Origin of the sequence: Vreelandella gomseomensis (genome assembly GCF_031451645.1) — a bacterium.
GTDB classification, from domain to species: domain Bacteria; phylum Pseudomonadota; class Gammaproteobacteria; order Pseudomonadales; family Halomonadaceae; genus Vreelandella; species Vreelandella gomseomensis.
Map to the genome: position 1 here is coordinate 66,692 of NZ_JARWAI010000006.1, position 18,210 is coordinate 84,901.

General features: G+C 61.0%; 14 protein-coding genes. 2 read left to right on the top strand and 12 right to left on the bottom strand.

The annotated features are described in order from the left end of the window. The first annotated feature begins 120 nt into the window (after window positions 1-120). A complete protein-coding gene (gene nhaD / locus QC815_RS09140) occupies window positions 121-1,596 on the top strand; it encodes a sodium:proton antiporter NhaD (RefSeq protein WP_230447762.1) in 1,476 nt (491 codons plus the stop codon). 53 nt (window positions 1,597-1,649) lie between these two features. Here the strand turns inward: nhaD and QC815_RS09145 are convergent, their stop codons facing one another. The 4 genes from QC815_RS09145 to QC815_RS09160 all read right to left on the bottom strand — a co-directional run bounded on the left by QC815_RS09145 (window position 1,650) and on the right by QC815_RS09160 (window position 5,713). Further along, window positions 1,650-4,238, bottom strand: coding sequence for an EAL domain-containing protein (locus tag QC815_RS09145; RefSeq protein ID WP_230447761.1), 2,589 nt, complete (start codon window positions 4,236-4,238; stop codon window positions 1,650-1,652). 8 nt (window positions 4,239-4,246) lie between these two features. Further along, a complete protein-coding gene (locus QC815_RS09150) occupies window positions 4,247-4,918 on the bottom strand; it encodes a glutathione S-transferase (protein WP_230447760.1) in 672 nt (223 codons plus the stop codon). A gap of 175 nt (window positions 4,919-5,093) precedes the next feature. Then, window positions 5,094-5,477 carry a hypothetical protein gene (locus QC815_RS09155; RefSeq protein ID WP_230447759.1) on the bottom strand — a complete coding sequence of 128 codons (384 nt, stop codon included), beginning with the start codon at window positions 5,475-5,477 and terminating at the stop codon, window positions 5,094-5,096. Window positions 5,478-5,485: 8 nt separating this feature from the next. Then, complete coding sequence (locus tag QC815_RS09160; protein ID WP_230447758.1) at window positions 5,486-5,713, bottom strand: DUF2835 family protein; 228 nt, start codon at window positions 5,711-5,713, stop codon at window positions 5,486-5,488. A gap of 103 nt (window positions 5,714-5,816) precedes the next feature. On the opposite strand from QC815_RS09160, the gene QC815_RS09165 reads away from it, so the two are divergent. Then, entirely contained in the window at window positions 5,817-6,461 is a 645-nt protein-coding gene (locus tag QC815_RS09165; RefSeq protein WP_230447757.1) for a putative metalloprotease CJM1_0395 family protein, read from the top strand. 15 nt (window positions 6,462-6,476) lie between these two features. Here the strand turns inward: QC815_RS09165 and QC815_RS09170 are convergent, their stop codons facing one another. The 8 genes from QC815_RS09170 to QC815_RS09205 form a co-directional block, all read right to left on the bottom strand. Further along, on the bottom strand, window positions 6,477-8,282 hold the full coding sequence (locus QC815_RS09170) for a putative bifunctional diguanylate cyclase/phosphodiesterase (RefSeq protein ID WP_230447756.1): 1,806 nt from the start codon (window positions 8,280-8,282) through the stop codon (window positions 6,477-6,479). A 215-nt stretch (window positions 8,283-8,497) separates the two neighbouring features. Then, complete coding sequence (locus QC815_RS09175) at window positions 8,498-10,432, bottom strand: methyl-accepting chemotaxis protein (protein ID WP_309768141.1); 1,935 nt, start codon at window positions 10,430-10,432, stop codon at window positions 8,498-8,500. 278 nt (window positions 10,433-10,710) lie between these two features. Further along, window positions 10,711-11,526, bottom strand: a complete 816-nt coding sequence (gene phnE, locus QC815_RS09180) for a phosphonate ABC transporter, permease protein PhnE (RefSeq protein ID WP_309768142.1) — start codon at window positions 11,524-11,526, stop codon at window positions 10,711-10,713. Window positions 11,527-11,571: 45 nt separating this feature from the next. Beyond that, on the bottom strand, window positions 11,572-12,405 hold the full coding sequence (gene phnE, locus QC815_RS09185) for a phosphonate ABC transporter, permease protein PhnE (protein WP_309768144.1): 834 nt from the start codon (window positions 12,403-12,405) through the stop codon (window positions 11,572-11,574). Then, window positions 12,402-13,244, bottom strand: coding sequence for a phosphonate ABC transporter ATP-binding protein (gene phnC / locus QC815_RS09190; protein WP_309768146.1), 843 nt, complete (start codon window positions 13,242-13,244; stop codon window positions 12,402-12,404). Before phnC ends, phnE (QC815_RS09185) begins: the two co-directional genes overlap by 4 nt. Window positions 13,245-13,319: 75 nt before the next feature. After that, complete coding sequence (phnD, locus tag QC815_RS09195; RefSeq protein ID WP_230447751.1) at window positions 13,320-14,285, bottom strand: phosphate/phosphite/phosphonate ABC transporter substrate-binding protein; 966 nt, start codon at window positions 14,283-14,285, stop codon at window positions 13,320-13,322. A 111-nt stretch (window positions 14,286-14,396) separates the two neighbouring features. Continuing rightward, entirely contained in the window at window positions 14,397-16,145 is a 1,749-nt protein-coding gene (locus QC815_RS09200) for a bifunctional diguanylate cyclase/phosphodiesterase (RefSeq protein ID WP_230447750.1), read from the bottom strand. 117 nt (window positions 16,146-16,262) lie between these two features. Then, window positions 16,263-18,197, bottom strand: a complete 1,935-nt coding sequence (locus QC815_RS09205; RefSeq protein WP_230447749.1) for a metallophosphoesterase family protein — start codon at window positions 18,195-18,197, stop codon at window positions 16,263-16,265. Window positions 18,198-18,210: the final 13 nt, after the last annotated feature.

Consider the following 18,210-nt stretch of genomic DNA (forward strand, 5'->3'; position numbering starts at 1 on the left):
AGCGGTTAAGAACCGCTAGGTTCATTCGTTTTAATTACGTATTGCATCGCAATACGGACTGATAGACTGACGCGGCTTTCAAATCCTTCCTATACATCTGCCGAAAGGAAACGCATCGTCATGCCTTGTTTTCGACCCCCATGCCAGCCACGATTCGATCGTCGCTGGCTTTTTTTGTTGGCAGCCCTGCTGCTGGTATTCAGTCCCGCCGTGCTCGCCGTGACAGGTGAGCTGGATCTGACCCAATCGGTCGTCGGCTTTTTCGCACTGGGTATTTTTGTCCTGGCCTATTCGTTGGTCATGGCCGAAGAAAAAATCCACATGCGCAAGTCAAAGCCCGTACTGGTCGCCGCCGGTATCATCTGGAGCCTCATCGGCTGGGTGTACGTTCAGAACGGCATGTCGGAGGCGTCTGAGCACGCCTTCCGCGTGACGCTTCTGGAGTTCACCGAGCTGATGCTGTTCCTGCTGGTAGCCATGACGTATATCAATGCCCTGGAGGAGCGTCGAGTCTTTGACGCGTTGCGCTCGTGGATGCTGCGCATGGGGTTCAACTACCGGTCGCTGTTCTGGTTGACCGGTGGCCTGGCGTTCGTGCTCTCACCGATTGCCGACAACCTGACCACGGCCCTGCTTATGTGTGCGGTGGTGACCAAAGTGGCAGAGGGTGACAAGCGCTTCATCAACGTTGCATGTATCAACATCGTGGTCGCCGCCAATGCCGGCGGTGCCTTCAGCCCCTTCGGTGATATCACGACGCTGATGGTCTGGCAGGCTGGCATCGTACCGTTCCAGGACTTCTTCATTCTGTTCTTCCCGGCGCTGGTCAACTTCCTGATCCCCGCTGTCATCATGAGCTTGTTCATTCCCAACAAGAAACCGGAAAGCGTCCAGGAAGACGTGTGGATGAAGCGCGGTGCGCGGCGCATCGTGGTGCTTTTCCTGCTGACGATTACCACGGCGGTGCTGTGTCACACCTTGCTGCACCTCCCCCCGGTGCTGGGCATGATGACCGGCCTTGGCTATCTGCAGTTTTTTGGCTATTACCTGCGCCGCAGCCTGCCGCGTTCGCTGGAGCGCAAGCGCGAGCGCTACAGCCGTCGGGGCGACAACAAGAAACTGGAGCAGCTGGGCAGCGTCGTGCCGTTCGATGTCTTCAACCGGGTAGCGCGCGCCGAGTGGGATACGCTGCTGTTCTTTTACGGGGTGGTAATGTGTGTGGGCGGACTTGGCTTCATGGGCTACCTTGGCCTGCTCTCGGAAGCCCTATATCTCGGCTGGAACCCCACGGCGGCCAACATTGTGCTCGGCGTCGTCTCTGCCGTGGTCGATAATATTCCGGTCATGTTTGCGGTGCTGACCATGGAGCCCGACATGTCACACGGGCACTGGTTGCTCATCACCCTCACTGCCGGGGTCGGCGGCAGCCTGCTGTCGATTGGCTCTGCGGCGGGCGTAGCCGTCATGGGCCAGGCGCGCGGCGCCTATACGTTCATGGGCCACCTGAAGTGGTCGCCGGTCATTTTGCTAGGTTACGCTGCCAGTATCCTGGTTCATATGTGGCTGAATGCGGAAAGCTTCGCCCTGTTTGGCTGAGGCCACGCTGGTCGATTGATCAATGCCCCGCCGTTACCCCGGTGGGGCATTTTTCATTCAAACAGGGCGTCAACAGGTTTGGGGCGGCCCAGCAGATAGCCTTGATAGCGGTAACAGCCGTGGCCTTTCAGCCAGTTCAACTGGGCCTGGGTTTCCACCCCTTCGGCCACCACCACCAGCCCGAGACTCACCGCCAGCAGAATGATCGTATCGACAATGGCGGCATCCGCCTTGTCGGTCAGCACCTCGCGGATAAACGACTGGTCGATCTTGAGCTCATCGAGGGGCAGTCGCTTCAGATAGCTCAATGATGAATAGCCAGTGCCAAAGTCATCCAGCGCAAAGCGAATGCCCTGTTCACGGAGCTTGAGCATGGTATGCCGCACCCGGGTCGGCTCACGCATCAGCAGGCTTTCGGTGACTTCCAGCACCAGCCGATCCGGTGGCGCCTGGGTCTGCTTGAGGTGGTATTCGACGCGATCGATGAAGTCAGGCTGCTGGAACTGGATCGAGCTGACATTGACCGAGATGGTCAGCGCCGCATGGGCGGATTGCCGCGACCACCTGGCCAGCTGCTGACAGGCCTGGGTCAGCACCCAGTCGCCGATGGGAATAATCAGCCCGCTCTCTTCGGCCAGGGGAATGAACTCGGCGGGCGAAACCCAACCACGCTCCGGGTGATGCCAGCGCAGCAGTGCCTCGACCCCGGTGGTCACGCCGGTCTGATCCACCTGTATCTGATAGTGCAGCGCCAGCTCACGACGCGCCAGGGCATGGTGGAGGTCGGCTTCCAGGTTCGCCCGTTCCAGCACGCTCGTCTGCATATCCGGGTTGAAGAAACGCAGCGCATTGCCACCCTCTGCCTTGGCCTGCTGAAGCGCCATGTCCGCCTGCTGCAGAACCACATCCAGCGAGCTCGCTGCGCCGTTGAACAGCGAAAGCCCCACGCTTGCGCTGATCGGCAGCGAGCGACTGTTGCGCAGCTGGTGAATGGTGGTCATCAACTGGTGGGCCATGCGCTCGGCCTTGGCCGCGGCCTCCTGCGACTGCTCGCCGAGCTGCTCGAGGAGCACAACGAATTCGTCGCTGCTGAAACGCGCCAGCATGGCATCGCTGTCCAGGGCCTCGCGCAGCTGCTCGGCGACATTGATCAGTAGCTGATCGCCGCTGGCATGCCCTTGCAGGTCATTGACCAGTCGAAAGTTGTCCAGATCCACCAGCAGAATCGCGCCGAACTGATTGCCCCGGGTATCTTGATCAATCGTCGTCGCCAGGGATTCCATCAGCAGCCGCCGGTTAGGCAAGCCCGTCAGCGCGTCATAGAAGGCGAGATAATGCGTACGCGACTGCATCTCCAGGTATTCGGTCAGCTCGGTGGAAATACCGCACAGTGAGGGCGGGCCGCCGGGGGTGACCGTCAGCGGCATCTTGATCGTCAGAAAGGTTCTGACCTGGCCGTCATGCTTCAGGACACTGCGCTCTTCCAGGGTGGTCTTTTCTCCCGACCCCAGCACGCGACGATCCACCTGAGCGATCTCGGCAGCCGTGGCGGCATCGAAAAACGCCTCGTCGCGCTGACCGATGACGGCGTCCGCCGGGCAGCCGAACAGCTCGCTGATGCGCCGATTGACAAACTGGTAGGTCAGATCGGGGGATTTGATGTAGATATAGGCATCCACGCTGTCCAGAATGGTTGCCAGCATGGCTTCATTGGTGGCCAGACGCATCCGCTGGCTGGCTATCCGCCGCCTCATCAGCAGGCTCGCCACCAACGCCAGCGCCAACACGCCAAGCAGCGCCGCCACTCCCCAGGACAGCCAGCCCGACTGCCCCGGAGACGGCGTAGCCCCCGCCGCCTGCCAATCGCGCAGAGTGGCGAAATACAGCGAGTCGCCGTCGGCCTTCCAACGGGCCAGGTGGTCGTCAATGTTCGCCAGCACCGACTGAGACACCGACGGCGAGGCGGCGTAATACAGCTGGACGGGCTGAAAGACCACGGGAGAACTCTCCAGGCCAGTCTTTTGCGCGCGCCACTCGCCGAACTGACGGCTAGCCGCAGCGGCATCGGCGTCACCGTCGGCAACCCGGGCAAAGCCTTCCTCGAAGCTGGCCACCCGGATCCAGTCGACCGGTATATCAAAGCGCTGGGTAATATCGACCAGGTAGCGCTCCTGAACCGAGCCGCCTACCACCGCCACGCTTTTTTGGGCAAGATCCACCACGGCATCAATGGTGGCGCCTTCGCGCTGGTAGAGCTGCGACCAGCTGTGCAGCACGGGTTCATGGTGAAAGCCGAAGCGCTCGGCCCGCGCCTCGTTCCATGCCACGTCGGGCAACAGGTCGATGTCGCCACGCTCGAGCATGTCGAGGCATCGCTGCCACCCGCATACGACGGGATCGATCTGCCATGCCTCACGCGCAGCGATGGCCGTCAGCAGATCGCCAAAAATGCCGCTCAACTGCTGCTGGCCATCGAGCAGCAGCTTGGGCGGATTGTTATACACACCGACGCGCAGCGTCTCATCGGCCATCACCGCAGGCGCCATCAAGGCACTGCCTATCACCAGCACGCTGCGGGCAAGATAAACACGACGCGCCTGGCGCAGGTTACGCCTCGGCCGGGTCACCGCTAACGCCACCATGAGACCGGTTAGGCACCGGGCATGGTCAGCGGGCCGGCGCGTTCGACGACACGCTGCCAGGCCGGGTCGGCTTCAACACGCTCGACAAAGCGGGCAATCGCCGGGTATTCCGTCATTGACTGCGTCGCCGCAACCGCCTGAAGCGGGAAGCCCATCTGCACGTCGGCGCCGCTTGGCCACGGGCCGGCAAACTGGCCGTGGGCGGCCAGGTAGTCATCGATGACGCGCAGATGCTGGTTGATTTGCGGATAGAGAAAGGTGCTGTTGACGGTCTGGGTAATACCCTTGGCGATTGGCTTCACCAGCCAGGGGGCCCGCTTGGGCAACTGGCCAAACACCAGCTTCATGACCAGCAGCGGCATCAGCGAGCCTTCCGCATAATGCAGCCAGTAGCGATAGTCCACCCAGGCGTTGAGGTCGCTGCCGTCGGGCTGGCAACGTCCCTCGCCGTAGCGCTGCAACAGATAGTCGATAATCGCTCCGGACTCGGCCACGGTGAACTCGCCGTCGGTGATCACCGGCGACTTGCCCAGCGGGTGCACTTTCTTGAGCGCTTCAGGGGCTAGCTGAGAGGATGCATCACGCTGATAGACACGGATCTCGTAGTCGAGCCCGAGGGTTTCGAGCAGCCATAAGATACGATGTGAGCGGGATTGTTCGAGATGGTGAACGTGTATCATGGACACTCCATAGGCGATTGAGCACGCCGACATTGCGTCGACGACAGACTTCCTTTCACTGTGCGCTCATTCAGCATAGCAGCGTTGGCCATCAAGGAGTAAACCCCTGTCGCCTGACATGCCCAACGCTACGTCGCCCGGTGCCTCTCTGCCATCCCCGCGCGAAGCAGCGAGATTAGCGCTTCGCCAGAGGGTGGCGGCGCTCCCCACGCTGATACGCCCGCACGTGCTGGTAAATGTCGATGGCGGTGCGAATCGCCTCCGCCTCATCCCGGTCAGGGGCTATCACCGGGCCTCGTTCACGTCCGTCGGCGTTGACCAGCGCGGCCACTTCCTCATGGTAGCGCGCCAGCAAATGCTCAAGGTTCATGCGCACGCGCTGGATCTCCAGACGAAAGGCATCCCGCTGCTCTTTGCGCCGCATCACTTCCAACGGATCCGTGGCGGCCTCCATGATGCTATCCAGTGTGTTATTCACCAGCTTCTCAGCGGTATTGAGGTTGGGGATAACCTCATACACGACGTCATGCAACGACACGTCGGAGGTGGGGTGCAGCATAGTAAGGTTCAACCAATGGTAAGCGGGTGGATACTGATAAATCGGCCTTGCTCAGAAAACTTTAATCGGTAGGTGCCGTAGACGCCATCATGGGTCATCACCCGGCGCAGTGCTTCTGCCGGAAACACCACCCGGCGACCGTCCAGGCTATAGGTGTACACCTGGGCAATACGCCCCTCATAGTGCGCGAGGCAGGCCTCGTAAGACAGCTTGATGACCACATCCACCGTTTGCATGATCTCGATTCCCTGCCGCTCATTCACCCGGTGCTTACTTGCGCAACCGGCCCGCCTCGACGATACTTCAAGCTACTCGTATTCTCCGCATGGGTATTTTGCCATGACCATCGCCGTATTGGGGGCCGCATCGCTTTCAGCCTGGGCATCGCCAACATTCAATGCCGGCGCCGCCACACATACCCCCTCGACCAACAACACCGCCACCAACCCCGGAAGCTCCCCGACCGGAGATACCGATGATCAGGCTTCCCCGCGCGACGAAGTCGGCGTTGCACCTAAGGCGGCCGACGGTACTCCCATGGCCCCCGAACAGATCGAGCAGTTGGAACAGCTCAAGCAAACCGACCGTGCCGTGCGCCAACACGAAATGGCTCACCAGACGGTGGGTGGCGCCTACGCCGGCGGGGCAAGCTACGATTACGAAGTGGGGCCCGACGGCCAGCGCTACGCCGTGGCCGGCGAAGTGTCGATCGATTATGGCCCGGTGCCCAACGACCCGAAGGCGACCATCGAGAAGATGCAGACGGTGATTGCCGCCGCGATGGCACCCGCTGACCCGTCACCCAAGGATTACCAGGTCGCCGCCCAGGCCAGGCAATACCTGCTGGAGGCCAAGCTGGAGGCCGGCATGCAGACCATCGAAATGGATAAGGCACGCGCCGGAGCAGAAAGCGACAACCGCGCTGACGAGTCCACGCCCGCCAATGCGCCTACTCCCATCAGCGATACACCCAGCGCTGCCTGATCCGCTAGCGGCTGACTAGTGCGTCCTGCCCAGCGCGATCCAGTCGGCCCGCTTGGGCCACGCCACCAACCATTTGGGCAGCTCGTCGGCAGGCATGGGGCGGGCAATACCGTACCCCTGCGCCAGCTCACACCCCAGGGCGATCAACGCTTTAGCGTGCGCCAGCGTCTCCACCCCTTCCGCAAGCATCGGCCGCTGAAAGCGGTTTGCCATGTAGATCACGCTCTCGACGATGGCCATGTCGTCCGGGTCGCTGAGCATGTCGCGGACAAAGCTCTGGTCGATCTTGATCAGATTCACCGGCAGCTGGCGTAAATGCGTCAGCGATGAGAACCCGGTGCCAAAGTCATCGATCGCAAAGTTGACGCCCAGCGCCTGGCACTCGGCCATGGTGGTCAGCGCTGCCTGGATATCGTGCATGGCGGCGCTTTCCAACACCTCCAGCTTGAGCATCGCCGGCGGTACCGTCGGGTAGCGCGCCAGCAGCTCACCCAGACGCTGGCTGAAGTTGCCCAGCAGCAGGTGCGAAGGGCTTATGTTGACGTTGATAGGCAGCATGATGCCCGCTGATTGCCATATCACCAGCTGGCGCATTGCCTGCTCCAGCACCCATTCGCCAAGATCGACCTCGAGCGGTGTCGCTTCAATGGTCGGCAGAAACTGCCCCGGCGCCATCAGCCCACGCTCGGGATGCTGCCAGCGAATCAGCGCTTCAACCCCAACAACCCGACCGGAGCACATATCAATCTGGGGCTGGTAGTAAAGTCGCAGCTCGTCGCCTGCCAACGCATCCAAAAAGCGCTGACGTTGCTCGTGGCGCACCTGTAGCAGCCGGTCGTGATTGGGGTCAAAGACGTGGTAGGTGTCGCGACCGCGCTGCTTGGCTCGGTACATGGCCTGATTGGCATGGCGCAGCAGACCATCTCCCTGAACCGGATCATCGGGATAAAACGTCACCCCGAGGCTGGCCGTGAAGTGAACCGTGTGCCCATCAATGAACAGCGGCCGGCGAATGGAGGCCAGCAGATTCTCGAAGAAGGCGTCATCTACGCCGTGATGCAGCAGCAGCACAAATTCATCGCCGCCCACCCGGGCCAGCACATCGTCGCCGAACAGCAGGTGGCTGATGCGCTGAGCGAAGGTCGAGAGCAGCGTATCGCCGACGCTTGAGCCCAGCCGGTCATTGATCGACTTGAAGAAGTCGATATCCAGCGAGCAGACTGCGAGCCGCATCTGCTGGCTTTCCGCATGTTGCATGGACTCCTGGATAAGCTGGGTGAGCAGTTGAAGGTTGGGCAAGCCGGTCAGGGCATCGAAGTACACCTCCCGGCTGAGGTGCCGAGCGTGGGCAGGGATAGCGGAGAGGTCTGCCAGCACGATGACATGATGGTCGATACCGCCGGCTGAGTCGCGTACCCGATTGATCGACATCATGCCGGGATAGAACTGACCATCGTGGCTGCGGTAACTCACCTGACTTTTACTGCGGTCGCGCAGTTGGAGCTCCTCGCGCATCAGCCGCGTGGTTCGGCTATCGTCCAGCGGCAGGATACTGAACGCCTCGGGGGTCTTGCCCTTGACCGTTTCCAGGGTACAGCCGGTGAGTTCGCCGAAGGCCGGGTTGACTTCGATCACGCGGTTGTCGGCGTCGGTGATGATGATCGCCTCGTTGGCGTACCAGAAGGCTGAATGAGCCGGAAAGCGTGTGGACGGGGCTGAGGTATCAGAGATGTTAAGTGCATCGCTAGCGTCAGGCGTTAACGACGATGCGCGGGACTGAGGCAAAGGCTGCGCCTTTGGCGTCGTGAAAGACTGGCTCATACGTCCCTGCTCTCCTCGAATAATGGTGGCCTTGGTGGTGCACCCGGGGTTACGCCCTCCCCCGGCACACGCCGTTTGATCGCTATATTATCATCCTCCGTTTAACCCTGCGCGACCCGACAATCGTCGCGAATCAACGAACTACGAATACTCGAGGCTTTTCAGCCCCGAGCCGGAAAGGTACTTTCTGACGACCTTATTAATACTTTATCGGCCTAGCTGAGCGAAAGTTGATAGCTGTCGCGCACCTGATAGGCATTCATTTTGCTGGTCATGTCATCGGCCTGCTCGTCCAGCGAGCGGCTGGCCGCCGCCACTTCTTCCACCAGCGAAGCATTTTGCTGGGTCACGTCTTCCAACTGGGCCATGGCGCGATTGATTTCCTCGATCCCTGCTGATTGCTCGTGGGTGGCCGAGGCCATCTCGTCCATCAGGCCCGCCATCTGGCCAACGCGCTGAGCAATCCGCTCAAGGGTGGTGTTGGTCGAGGTCACCAGGGTTTCGCCTTCGGCAATCTTGCTCACGTTATTGTCGATCAGGTGGCGAATCTGATTGGCTTCTTCGGCGCTACGGCTGGCCAGCTTGCGCACTTCGTCAGCCACGACCGCGAAACCACGCCCATGCTCGCCCGCCCGCGCCGCCTCGACCGAGGCGTTGAGGGCCAGCAGGTTGGTCTGGAAGGCAATGTTGTCGATGGCTGCCACGATGCTGGTGACCTGCTCGTTGGCCTGCTGGATCAGCTGCATGGCCTGCTGGGCTTGTGATGCTACCTGGGTAGCCTCTTTGGCCTGGCTGGCGACATCGCCCGTCATCTGCTGGGCCTGCTGAGCATTATCGGCGCTTTGGCGTACCGTGGCGGTAATCTGCTCCATGCTCGACGCCGTTTGCACCAGCGAAGCGGACTGCTCCTCGGTACGCTGGGCAAGATCCTGATTCCCCTGGGCGATCTGGTTGCTGGCGACCGCCACCGACTGGGCATTGCGCTTGATATCGGCCACCATGGTTTCGGTCACCGCCGACGACTCGTTGAAGGCGTGATAGAGCTTCGACAGCTCGTCGCTGCCCGGCACGCTCAACCGCTGGGTCAGGTCATTGCCGCGGCTGGCGATGTTCGCCAAGGCGTGCTGCAACGGCTGAGTAATCGCTCGCACGATCAGCATAGCCGCGGCGATGGCCACCAGGCTTGCCACCAGGACAATCAGCGCATACTGCCAGAGTGCCTGCTGGGCGGCCTGGCGCAGCGTTGCCGTGTCCGCGATCACCGCCCCGACCACCTGGTCTTCCAGTGCCTTCAAGCGGCCAATCTTCACCGTCTGCCACTCGAACCACTCTTCCGGATCAACCCCATAGCCGCCCTCGTCTGCCTGGCGGATCGCCAGCTCGCGACGTTCCCGCAGCCGGTCAATCTCGGCGCCGCTCAACGCCTGGGCCAGCTGCTCGCGGCTGGCGTCCTGGGCCAGCACGCGGAAGCTGTCCAAAAAGGCCTGCTCCTTACCCAGCAGCGACAGGAAACGCTGCAGCATGGCCGGCGGCATACCGTCCGCAGCAAACGCATTGGCCAGCATCGCGCGCTCGATACCGGCCAGATCCTTGGCTTCCAGCAGTTGGTAATAGGCACTCAGCCGGCGGGTAATATCGCCCTCGCGGGTGAGCTGGGCAAGCCCGCCCACAAAGGCCATCAGCTGACCGTTGATGGCGGTGTAATGGCTCAGCGCCTCACCGGTCTCTACCTCCAGCGCATCGACACGGTTGCGAAGGGCCGCCTGACGCTGCCAGCGATCGTCAATCGCGCTCAGCTGCTGGCGAACGGCGGGCGTCAGCGAGGCTTGGTTCAGCGTGGACTGCTGAGATTGAAACGCCTCCACAGCGGCGTCGGTCTTGGGCCGCTGCTGGCGCAGCCGGTTACCGAACGTCTCTCCTTCACTCCCCAAGTAGCCCGCCGTCATGCCGCGTTCAAGCTGCATTTGATGCACGGCGTCCCCGGCCCGCTGGGCAAGCTCGGTCATGGCATGTAGGCGATCGAACTCCAGGACCGTCGCACGGCGTTCCAGAATCCCCTGCGTGGCGAACCAGGCCAGGGCCAGCAGCGGCAGCACCAGCACGCAGGCAAATTTGAACCGCATCGGCATGCGGTTAACGATAGTTTTCATTGTTTAGCCTTACAGTTACAGCGTGGTCGGGGGAGGTAAGCGGCGTACTCATATCGTTATAATCGCGCAGGTGTCACGCGTGGAATCAAGTTGGCCGCATTAGGCCACGGTAGCCCATAAGGATGAGGTTTTGATGAGCGATACGTGGCGAGAAAGGGGCAGTATAGGGCGTCAGAAAAGGCATTTACTGACCTGGATCAACAAAGCCAGCGGGTAAGAAGACGCCATGCAGGGGACGGAGGGGCGAGGGGCGCCCGGAAGGCGCCGCTGACGTTGACTTACATGATGGCGTGGCGGACGCGGGCGGAAATCCATTCCGAGACCAGCACGGTGACGAAAATCATCAGGAAGATGACGCTGACCTGATCCCAGGCAAGGCTATTGATCGAGGCATTCAACTGCAGGCCGATGCCGCCGGCGCCCACCAGGCCCAGCACCGTCGACTCGCGGATATTGATATCCCAGCGATACACACTGATCCCGGCGAAGGCCGGCATGACCTGGGGCAGTACGCCATAGTTCATTACCTGCATGCGGCTTGCACCGGTGGCGCTGATCGCCTCGACCGGCGTGGGATGTATTTCTTCGATGGCCTCATAAAGCAGCTTGCCGACAAAGCCGATGGAGCGCAGGGCAATGGCGATGATCCCCGCCAGCACACCGGGGCCTAGAATGGTCACCAGCAGCATCGCCCAGATCAGCGAGTTGATCGAGCGCGACGAGACGATCACCATCAGCGCGGCGCTGCGCACCAGCGGGTGCGGCGTGGTATTGCGGGCGGCCAGAAACGCCACCGGAAACGCCATGGCAATGCCCAGCGCGGTGCCCAGGGTGGCAATGTTCAGGGTGTCCCACATGGGCTTCCACAAGACATTGGCGTAGCCCCACGCCGGTGGGGTCATGCGGCTGATCAGGTCGGCTCCCTGGCGGCCGGCGTCTTCGACAAACACCCACATGGTGTTATCCGAAATCAGCTTCCAGCAGAGCAGAAACAGGCTGACCCCTGCCAGCCAGGCCAGGTACTGCAGCCATTGTGCGCGGGTCGTACGCCGCCGCCAGACCGGTTGACCCAAAGGTGAGGTGGAAACGGGCATTCAACTTCTCCACAAAATATCGATTCAGCAAGGACTGATTCAGGGTTATTGGGTCCAGCGGCGGACATGGCTCGAACTGTATTCGCACAGCAGGACGATGGCGATGATGATCAGCAGGATCGCCGCGGAGGTATCATATTCGTAGCGGCTCAGCGAGGTGTTCAAGGTGGCCCCGATACCGCCTGCGCCGACAATCCCGATTACCGAGGATTCGCGGAAGTTGATATCCAGGCGGTACATGGAAAGCCCGATCAAACGCGGCATGACCTGGGGTTGAATCGCGTGATTCATGGTTTGCCACCAGCTGGCCCCCGTGGCGCGCACTGCCTCGACCTGCCGCCAATCCAGGTCCTCGATGTCTTCGGCCAGCAGCTTGGCCATGAACCCAATCGTCGCGAACGCCAGGGTAATCATGCCGGCAAAAGGCCCGAAGCCGAACATCACCACGAACAGGATGGCGATGATGACCTCCTGAAAAGTGCGTGATACCGCAATGATCGCCCGGCAGACAGTGTAAATCGGCAATGGTGCAATATTGCGCGCGCCCCCCAGCCCGACGGGTATCGCCAGCAGCACCCCAATCACCGTGGAGGTCAGCGTCATGGTCAAGCTTTCCAGCAGGCCCGCGACGATATCGTCGTAACGGCTGACAAAATCGGGCTGCATAAACGCGCCCAGAAAATTCACCGCACGGCCCGCCCCCTCGGCCACGCGCTCCCAGTCCACCTCCACCGAGGCCAGTGCCAACACAAGATACACCAACACCCCAAGGACAATGCCCCAGCGCAGCCGCGGGCTTTCGATCAGCGGTAGCCGCCGCCACTCGCCGCGGCGCGCCGCTTGCTGGCGCGCTGTCAACATCTCGGCCTGCTCGCTCATCGTCCGCCTCCGACGGCCATTGCGGGGGCCGCGCCATACGAGCCTGTATCGCGCTGGTCTTCGCTAACCTCGTCATCCATTGGTTCGGGCGTGGTATCCCAGTCTTCTTCGCCGTAGATCGTGGTGAGGATCTCGCTGGTGAGCTCACTGGGGTCACCGTCGAAGACGATTTCACCCGCCCGCAGTCCGACGATGCGGTCGGCAAACTGCTTCGCCAGCGCCACATCATGGATATTGATAATCGCTGCCAGATCGCGCTCGGCACACAGTTCGCGGATCAAGCGCATGATTTGACGGGAGGTTTTCGGGTCAAGGCTGGCAGTAGGCTCATCAACCAACAATAGCTTGGGGCTTTGCAACAGGGCCCGGGCAATCCCCACACGCTGGCGCTGACCGCCCGATAACGCATCGGCACGTTTATCGATGGCGTGGGTCAAGCCAACCCGCTCCAACAGCCGAAACGCTTCCACGACCGCTTCCTGAGGGTAGCGGCGCAGAAAGCTGCGCCAGAAACCCACGTAACCCAACTGACCTGAGAGCACGTTTTCCATCACGGTGAGTCGATCAACCAGGGCATACTCCTGGAAAATCATGCCCATAGAACGCCGCGCATGGCGCAGCTTGTGGCCGGAAAGCTTGGTAATTTCGGTATTTTCCAGGCGAATGCTGCCCTGGGTAGGCTCAACCAGCCGGTTAACACAGCGAATCAGGGTGCTTTTACCGGCGCCAGATGGCCCGATCAGCGCCATCACCTGTCCCTTGGGCAGGGTTAACTCTATATTGGCCAGCGCCCGATCGCCGGTGGGGTAGCGCTTGGCTACGCCGCTTAGTGTCAACATTTTCCACCTCAAACATATAAAGAAACGGCCAGAAAGGGGAGCCTTCCTGGCCGGTTAACAACGTCCACCTGGCGATCAGTCGCAGTCGTAGGTCACCCCATTGGCATCGGCGATGGTGCGAATCACTTCCCAGTTATCCTGATAGGTAATGGGGATAAACTGGGCTTCGCCGGAGTTGGAGAATTCTTCCTCCAGGGCGGTGCCTTCCCAGTCGTAGCTGAAGAAGGCGTCCTGAATGTCCTGCGCCAGTTCGGGTGCCAGGTTATGGGCCGTACCGTAGGCAGTGGTCGGGAACGTTTGCGAGGTATAAATGACCTCGTAATCACCTTCTTCCACGACGCCACGCGACAGCATCCGACGCGCTACCGAGTTAGCGATGGCCGCGGCCTCATAGTCCTCGTTGACCACGCCTAGAACAGAGTTGTCATGTGAACCCGAGAACGCAGTCTCAAAATCTTCCCCCGCTTCCATGCCGTATTCGGAACGCAGCAGCGCTGACGGCGCGCGGAAGCCCGAGTTGGAGGTCTCGGAGGTAAACGCCAGCTGGCGGCCTTCCAGGTCTTCAACGGATTCGATACCGCTGCCCGGGTAGGTAATGATCTCCATTTCGTAACCGAAGCTGCCGTCCTCGGCGGCCATCATGGCAAACGGACGGAAACCGCCGCAGTTGACCGCTACTGGCACACCACCGGTGTTGAAACCGGCGACGTGCAAACGGCCCGCACGCATGGCTTCCTGCTGGGCAGCGTTGGACTGTACCGGGAAGAACTGCACCTCTTTACCTGTGGCGTCACTCAAATGATCCAGGAAGTCAGACCAGACATCGGCATAGACAGCGGGATCTTCGACCGGCGTATAGGCAAACACCAGCGTGTCCGGGTCTACCCACTGGGCGTCATCGCTGGGGACATCTGCCATCAGATCGCCATCCGCATCCTGGTAGCGGCTGGAAAGATCGGCCTGAACCGCCACGGCTGAAAAGGCAAAGGCACTGGCAACGGCGGCGCTAATGAGGGTACGGGGAAGGGATAACGTCTGCATGAATCACCTGAAGCGTTGTTAGAAGACAGCGTTAATCCTGCCGTCGTTAGATGACAACGGCAGGGCACTTCGATGACCACTGGATGACGGTTTAAAGACCCCACGATGACATCACGCCTGGGTGTTGCCGCCGCGACGCTCCACGAACAGGCTATTGCCGGGGATTTTTTTGGCCTGGTGTTTCAGCTCCGAAAGCTCGGCGGCCACGTCCAGTGCCTTGCAGCGGGCAGCGGGCGCTATTGGCTTGACCGCAATCGACAGGCTAACGAAGGGGTAGAAGCTCGTGGTGCCCTGGCGGTTCTCAATGCAGATACCTCCCCGCTGACGATCTTCGTCTTCGTAGAACCCCGGCGCCATCACCTCCATGTGCTGAAGAATCTCCTCGCAGACACTTTCCCAATGAATCAGCGGCAGTAGCATCATGAAATCGTCACCGCCGATATGGCCGATAAAGCCTCCGACACTCTCCACCTGAGCCTGCAGCAGGCGGGACAGGGCAATGATCATGTGATCCCCCCGGGCGTAGCCGTAGGCATCGTTGAAGGCCTTGAAGTTATCCAGATCAACGTAAGCGGCGGCCACGCCCTCGTCGGCACTCAGGTACCGACTCAAGGTTTCATTGATCAGGATGTTGCCAGGCAGCCCCGTCAGCGGGTTGGCGTGACGCGCCTGGCGAACCTGGATCGCGGTGATCTCGCGCAGCAGGTCGACGATATTGCCCATGCCCAGATAGTCGCCGTCATCGTTGACGATCACGAAGTCTTCCTGCTCGATATCGCGGCTGTCGGTGAGTCGCTGGCTTAAGACGTCCAGCGGCGTACTGGCGCTGGCAATCAACGCCTTAGTATCGGCCACGTCCCCTATCGGACGTTTGCCATACAGTGAGTGACTAAAGGGATTGGTAAACAGGGTGAGAAAAGCGCTGCGCCGCACCACCGCTACGGGCTTACCGTCGTCAACCACCGCCACGCAGCGCAGCGTGGGCTGTTGCCGGAAGCGCTCGGCCAGTACCGGAATTGCACAGTCGGGGGTAACCGCCTCGATGGCCTGACAGATCGACCGAGCCGTACGCCCCGCCGGACTTGCCAGGGGCTCAGCGGCGGGTAGCCGCATTTGAAGATCAAGCGGCGGTTCGGCACTGGGCCTGGCAAAGTAGAACCCCTGGAGCAACGCCAGCCCGCGGTCAAGCTCCCACAGGCAGAGGTGCTCGGCGGCGGTTTCCACCCCTTCGGCGATCAGTTGGCAGTCCAGGCTGCGCGCCACATCCAGAATCGAGCGCAGAAACTCGCGCTTGGCGGGCTCCTGGTCGATGCCCGAAATGAAATGGCGATCCAGCTTGACGAAATCCGGACGCAGTTCCGACCAGTGACGCAGGCTCGAGTGGCCGGCGCCCAGGTCGTCCAGGGCGACCTGGAAGCCCATGTCGCGATAGTGGGCGACGGCCTGGCGCATCAACTGGTAATCATGAATGGGCACGTGCTCGGTGAGCTCGATCACTACGCGCTCGGCAGGCAGGCCGCTTTCACGAATAAACCCAAGCGTCAGGCCTTCCTGGAAATCACGCTCGACAATCGTCAGCGGCATGACGTTGAGAAACAAAAGGTGGGGCAGCCCAAGCTCGGCAAAGCGACGAATCGCCAGGCGGCGGCAGAGCAGATCCAGCTCGACCAGCAGCCCCGCCTGGGTCGCGACCTCGAAAAGCCGCAGCGGCGAATGCAGCGGTGAGCTGCGCGGGCCACGGATCAGCGCTTCGTAGCCGTAAATCGCCTGCTGGCTGGCATCGACAATCGGTTGAAACAGCACCTGTAAATCTTCCGCACGGATGATGCGGTCTAGCCATTGCGCTTCTTGGGCAGTCATTGTCTGTGCGCCACGTTAAATAACGTCTCGATATCCCTGGGGTTGTCTCCTTTTTCAAGAAGACAATCGTGGGTCAATAACGTGACGGGATGATGACAGCGATTAAGGGGCGGCTAATTAACCCTCCCGGGGCGGCATTGCCGGGGGTGGAAAGCAGGCCTCGCCGCCGGCCGCATCCAGCTGGCGAATGTCGACCGGGCAGCCGTGTTCGTCGAGGGTCACCAGCCCGATACCGCTGGCGTTCCAAAGCCGTTCGCCAGCACTTGCACGGTCGGGGTCCCGGGGATGAACACTCAGCTTGCGGCGCTTGGTAAACCAGTTGAGCGGTGACCAGGGGGCATACAGCCAGCGATTGAGCCGGTCAAAGGTGTCCAACAGCGAATCAGGAAAGGTATTTTTGACCCCGCTGGAGGTGATCTGCCATAGCCTGGGCGCCTGCTTGCGGTGACGCACCACGATGTCGTAGGCAAAGGAGTAGTGCACATCCCCGGACAGGATCACGTAGTTGCCGGGCGTTTTGGAATGCTGCCAAATCTGCAATAGCACGTTCGCAGCCCCGCGATGCGCCATCCAGTTTTCGGCGTCGACCATCAGCGGTTTGCCAGCCAGGGTAAACAGCTTCTGGATACCTTCGATCAGCTTGACGCCAAACATCGGCGCAGGAGAAATGATCACCGCGCTGGGCGCTCCGATCAACGCCTGCTGCATTTCAATCAGCGCCTCCCAGTCCATCAACCCGGAAGGGCGCTGCGGGTGTCGCTCGTTACGCCAGCGGCGCGTACGGGTGTCCAGCACGATCAATGGCGGTTCGCCGGCGACCTGAAACGCCCACCCCTGAAAGGCCAGCAGGCGGTCAATCAGCCCATCCTGGGCCACGTTGGCGAGATAGCCGTTACTGTCCACCGACTCGAGCATCGCCTTGGTCTCGTCAATCAGCGGGTTGAGGTTTTCCGGCGCGTTGCCCCATCCCTGACAAAGCAGGTAAGCGATCAGCGCGTTGCCGATAATCTGCTTCGAGAACGGGTGACCGTAGGCACTGCGCTCCCACTCGGCGGTCAGGTTCCAGTCGTCCGTCACATCATGATCGTCGAAGATCATCAGACTCGGCAAATGCGCCATGGCGCGCGCGCACTGGGGCAACCCCGCCACAAACGCCTCAATCACGGCCTGCTCCTGCTGATAGAGCGCGGCGTCCTTGTCACCCAGTGGTGGCTGAGTGGGCGCGATGACCTGCCATGCCACGGGCGACCACACCAGGCAATACATGGCCAGCATTTCGCCAAGCGTCATCAGGTGATTCTGCGCATTGGCCGAGGTAAAGACGGGCTTTTTCACGCCGCCAAAAAAGCGTTCGCGAAGCGCCACGTTGCTGGTGGTATCCGGTAGCAACTGGCTGCGCTGATAGTAGCTGTCGGGGGACGTATAGAGCGCCTGGCTGTCGCTGATGGTCGCCCCTTCCAGATACTCATCGACCAACCCCAGACGTTCCGTCAGGGCATGAATCGCGCGCAGCATCGGCCCTGCCACGTCATCTACATACACCTGGTCGCCGGTCATCAGCAACCACGCGGGCCATTCGCCTGGCGTCGTCTGACGCTCGCCCAACCACTGGTCAGCACGCACCAGACCGTCGGCGCTATCATGGTGGGGCTTGCGGCAGGAGCCGTGCATCAGGCGATGATGCCGCGAGGCGATCACAAACCCCGGATAGTCCTGGTCGTCGTAGCATAACCACGGCGCCCATTCGGGAAGCGACAGGTAACCGCCATCGCACTGCTGCACCTTCAGGTCATAGGCAATGCGCTCATCGCAAGGCAAGGGGGTCGCCAGCGGCACGTCGATCAAATGGATAAACGCATGCTGCCCGACCGGCAGGCATTGCTGGTAAGCCGCTAGCGGATACGTCTGCGCGTGCGGCTTACCGGGGTGCAACACCAGGGACATGGTGAGCGGCCGTGACGTCAGGCACCACATCACCCAGCGTGATGGGGTGATACGGCGCAGAATGGGGCCAACCAATACATCCGGGAGGACTGCCGCGGGGTGGTTCATTGATCGCTCCTTG

Coding starts and splice junctions, on each gene's coding strand:
- phnE (WP_309768142.1), bottom strand. CDS start 11,526: ATGCCCGTTTCCACCTCACCTTTGGGTCAACCGGTCTGGCGGCGGCGT.
- QC815_RS09150 (WP_230447760.1), bottom strand. CDS start 4,918: ATGATACACGTTCACCATCTCGAACAATCCCGCTCACATCGTATCTTA.
- phnE (WP_309768144.1), bottom strand. CDS start 12,405: ATGAGCGAGCAGGCCGAGATGTTGACAGCGCGCCAGCAAGCGGCGCGC.
- QC815_RS09175 (WP_309768141.1), bottom strand. CDS start 10,432: ATGAAAACTATCGTTAACCGCATGCCGATGCGGTTCAAATTTGCCTGC.
- QC815_RS09165 (WP_230447757.1), top strand. CDS start 5,817: ATGACCATCGCCGTATTGGGGGCCGCATCGCTTTCAGCCTGGGCATCG.
- QC815_RS09160 (WP_230447758.1), bottom strand. CDS start 5,713: ATGCAAACGGTGGATGTGGTCATCAAGCTGTCTTACGAGGCCTGCCTC.
- nhaD (WP_230447762.1), top strand. CDS start 121: ATGCCTTGTTTTCGACCCCCATGCCAGCCACGATTCGATCGTCGCTGG.
- QC815_RS09145 (WP_230447761.1), bottom strand. CDS start 4,238: ATGGTGGCGTTAGCGGTGACCCGGCCGAGGCGTAACCTGCGCCAGGCG.
- phnC (WP_309768146.1), bottom strand. CDS start 13,244: ATGTTGACACTAAGCGGCGTAGCCAAGCGCTACCCCACCGGCGATCGG.
- QC815_RS09200 (WP_230447750.1), bottom strand. CDS start 16,145: ATGACTGCCCAAGAAGCGCAATGGCTAGACCGCATCATCCGTGCGGAA.
- QC815_RS09170 (WP_230447756.1), bottom strand. CDS start 8,282: ATGAGCCAGTCTTTCACGACGCCAAAGGCGCAGCCTTTGCCTCAGTCC.
- QC815_RS09205 (WP_230447749.1), bottom strand. CDS start 18,197: ATGAACCACCCCGCGGCAGTCCTCCCGGATGTATTGGTTGGCCCCATT.
- QC815_RS09155 (WP_230447759.1), bottom strand. CDS start 5,477: ATGCTGCACCCCACCTCCGACGTGTCGTTGCATGACGTCGTGTATGAG.
- phnD (WP_230447751.1), bottom strand. CDS start 14,285: ATGCAGACGTTATCCCTTCCCCGTACCCTCATTAGCGCCGCCGTTGCC.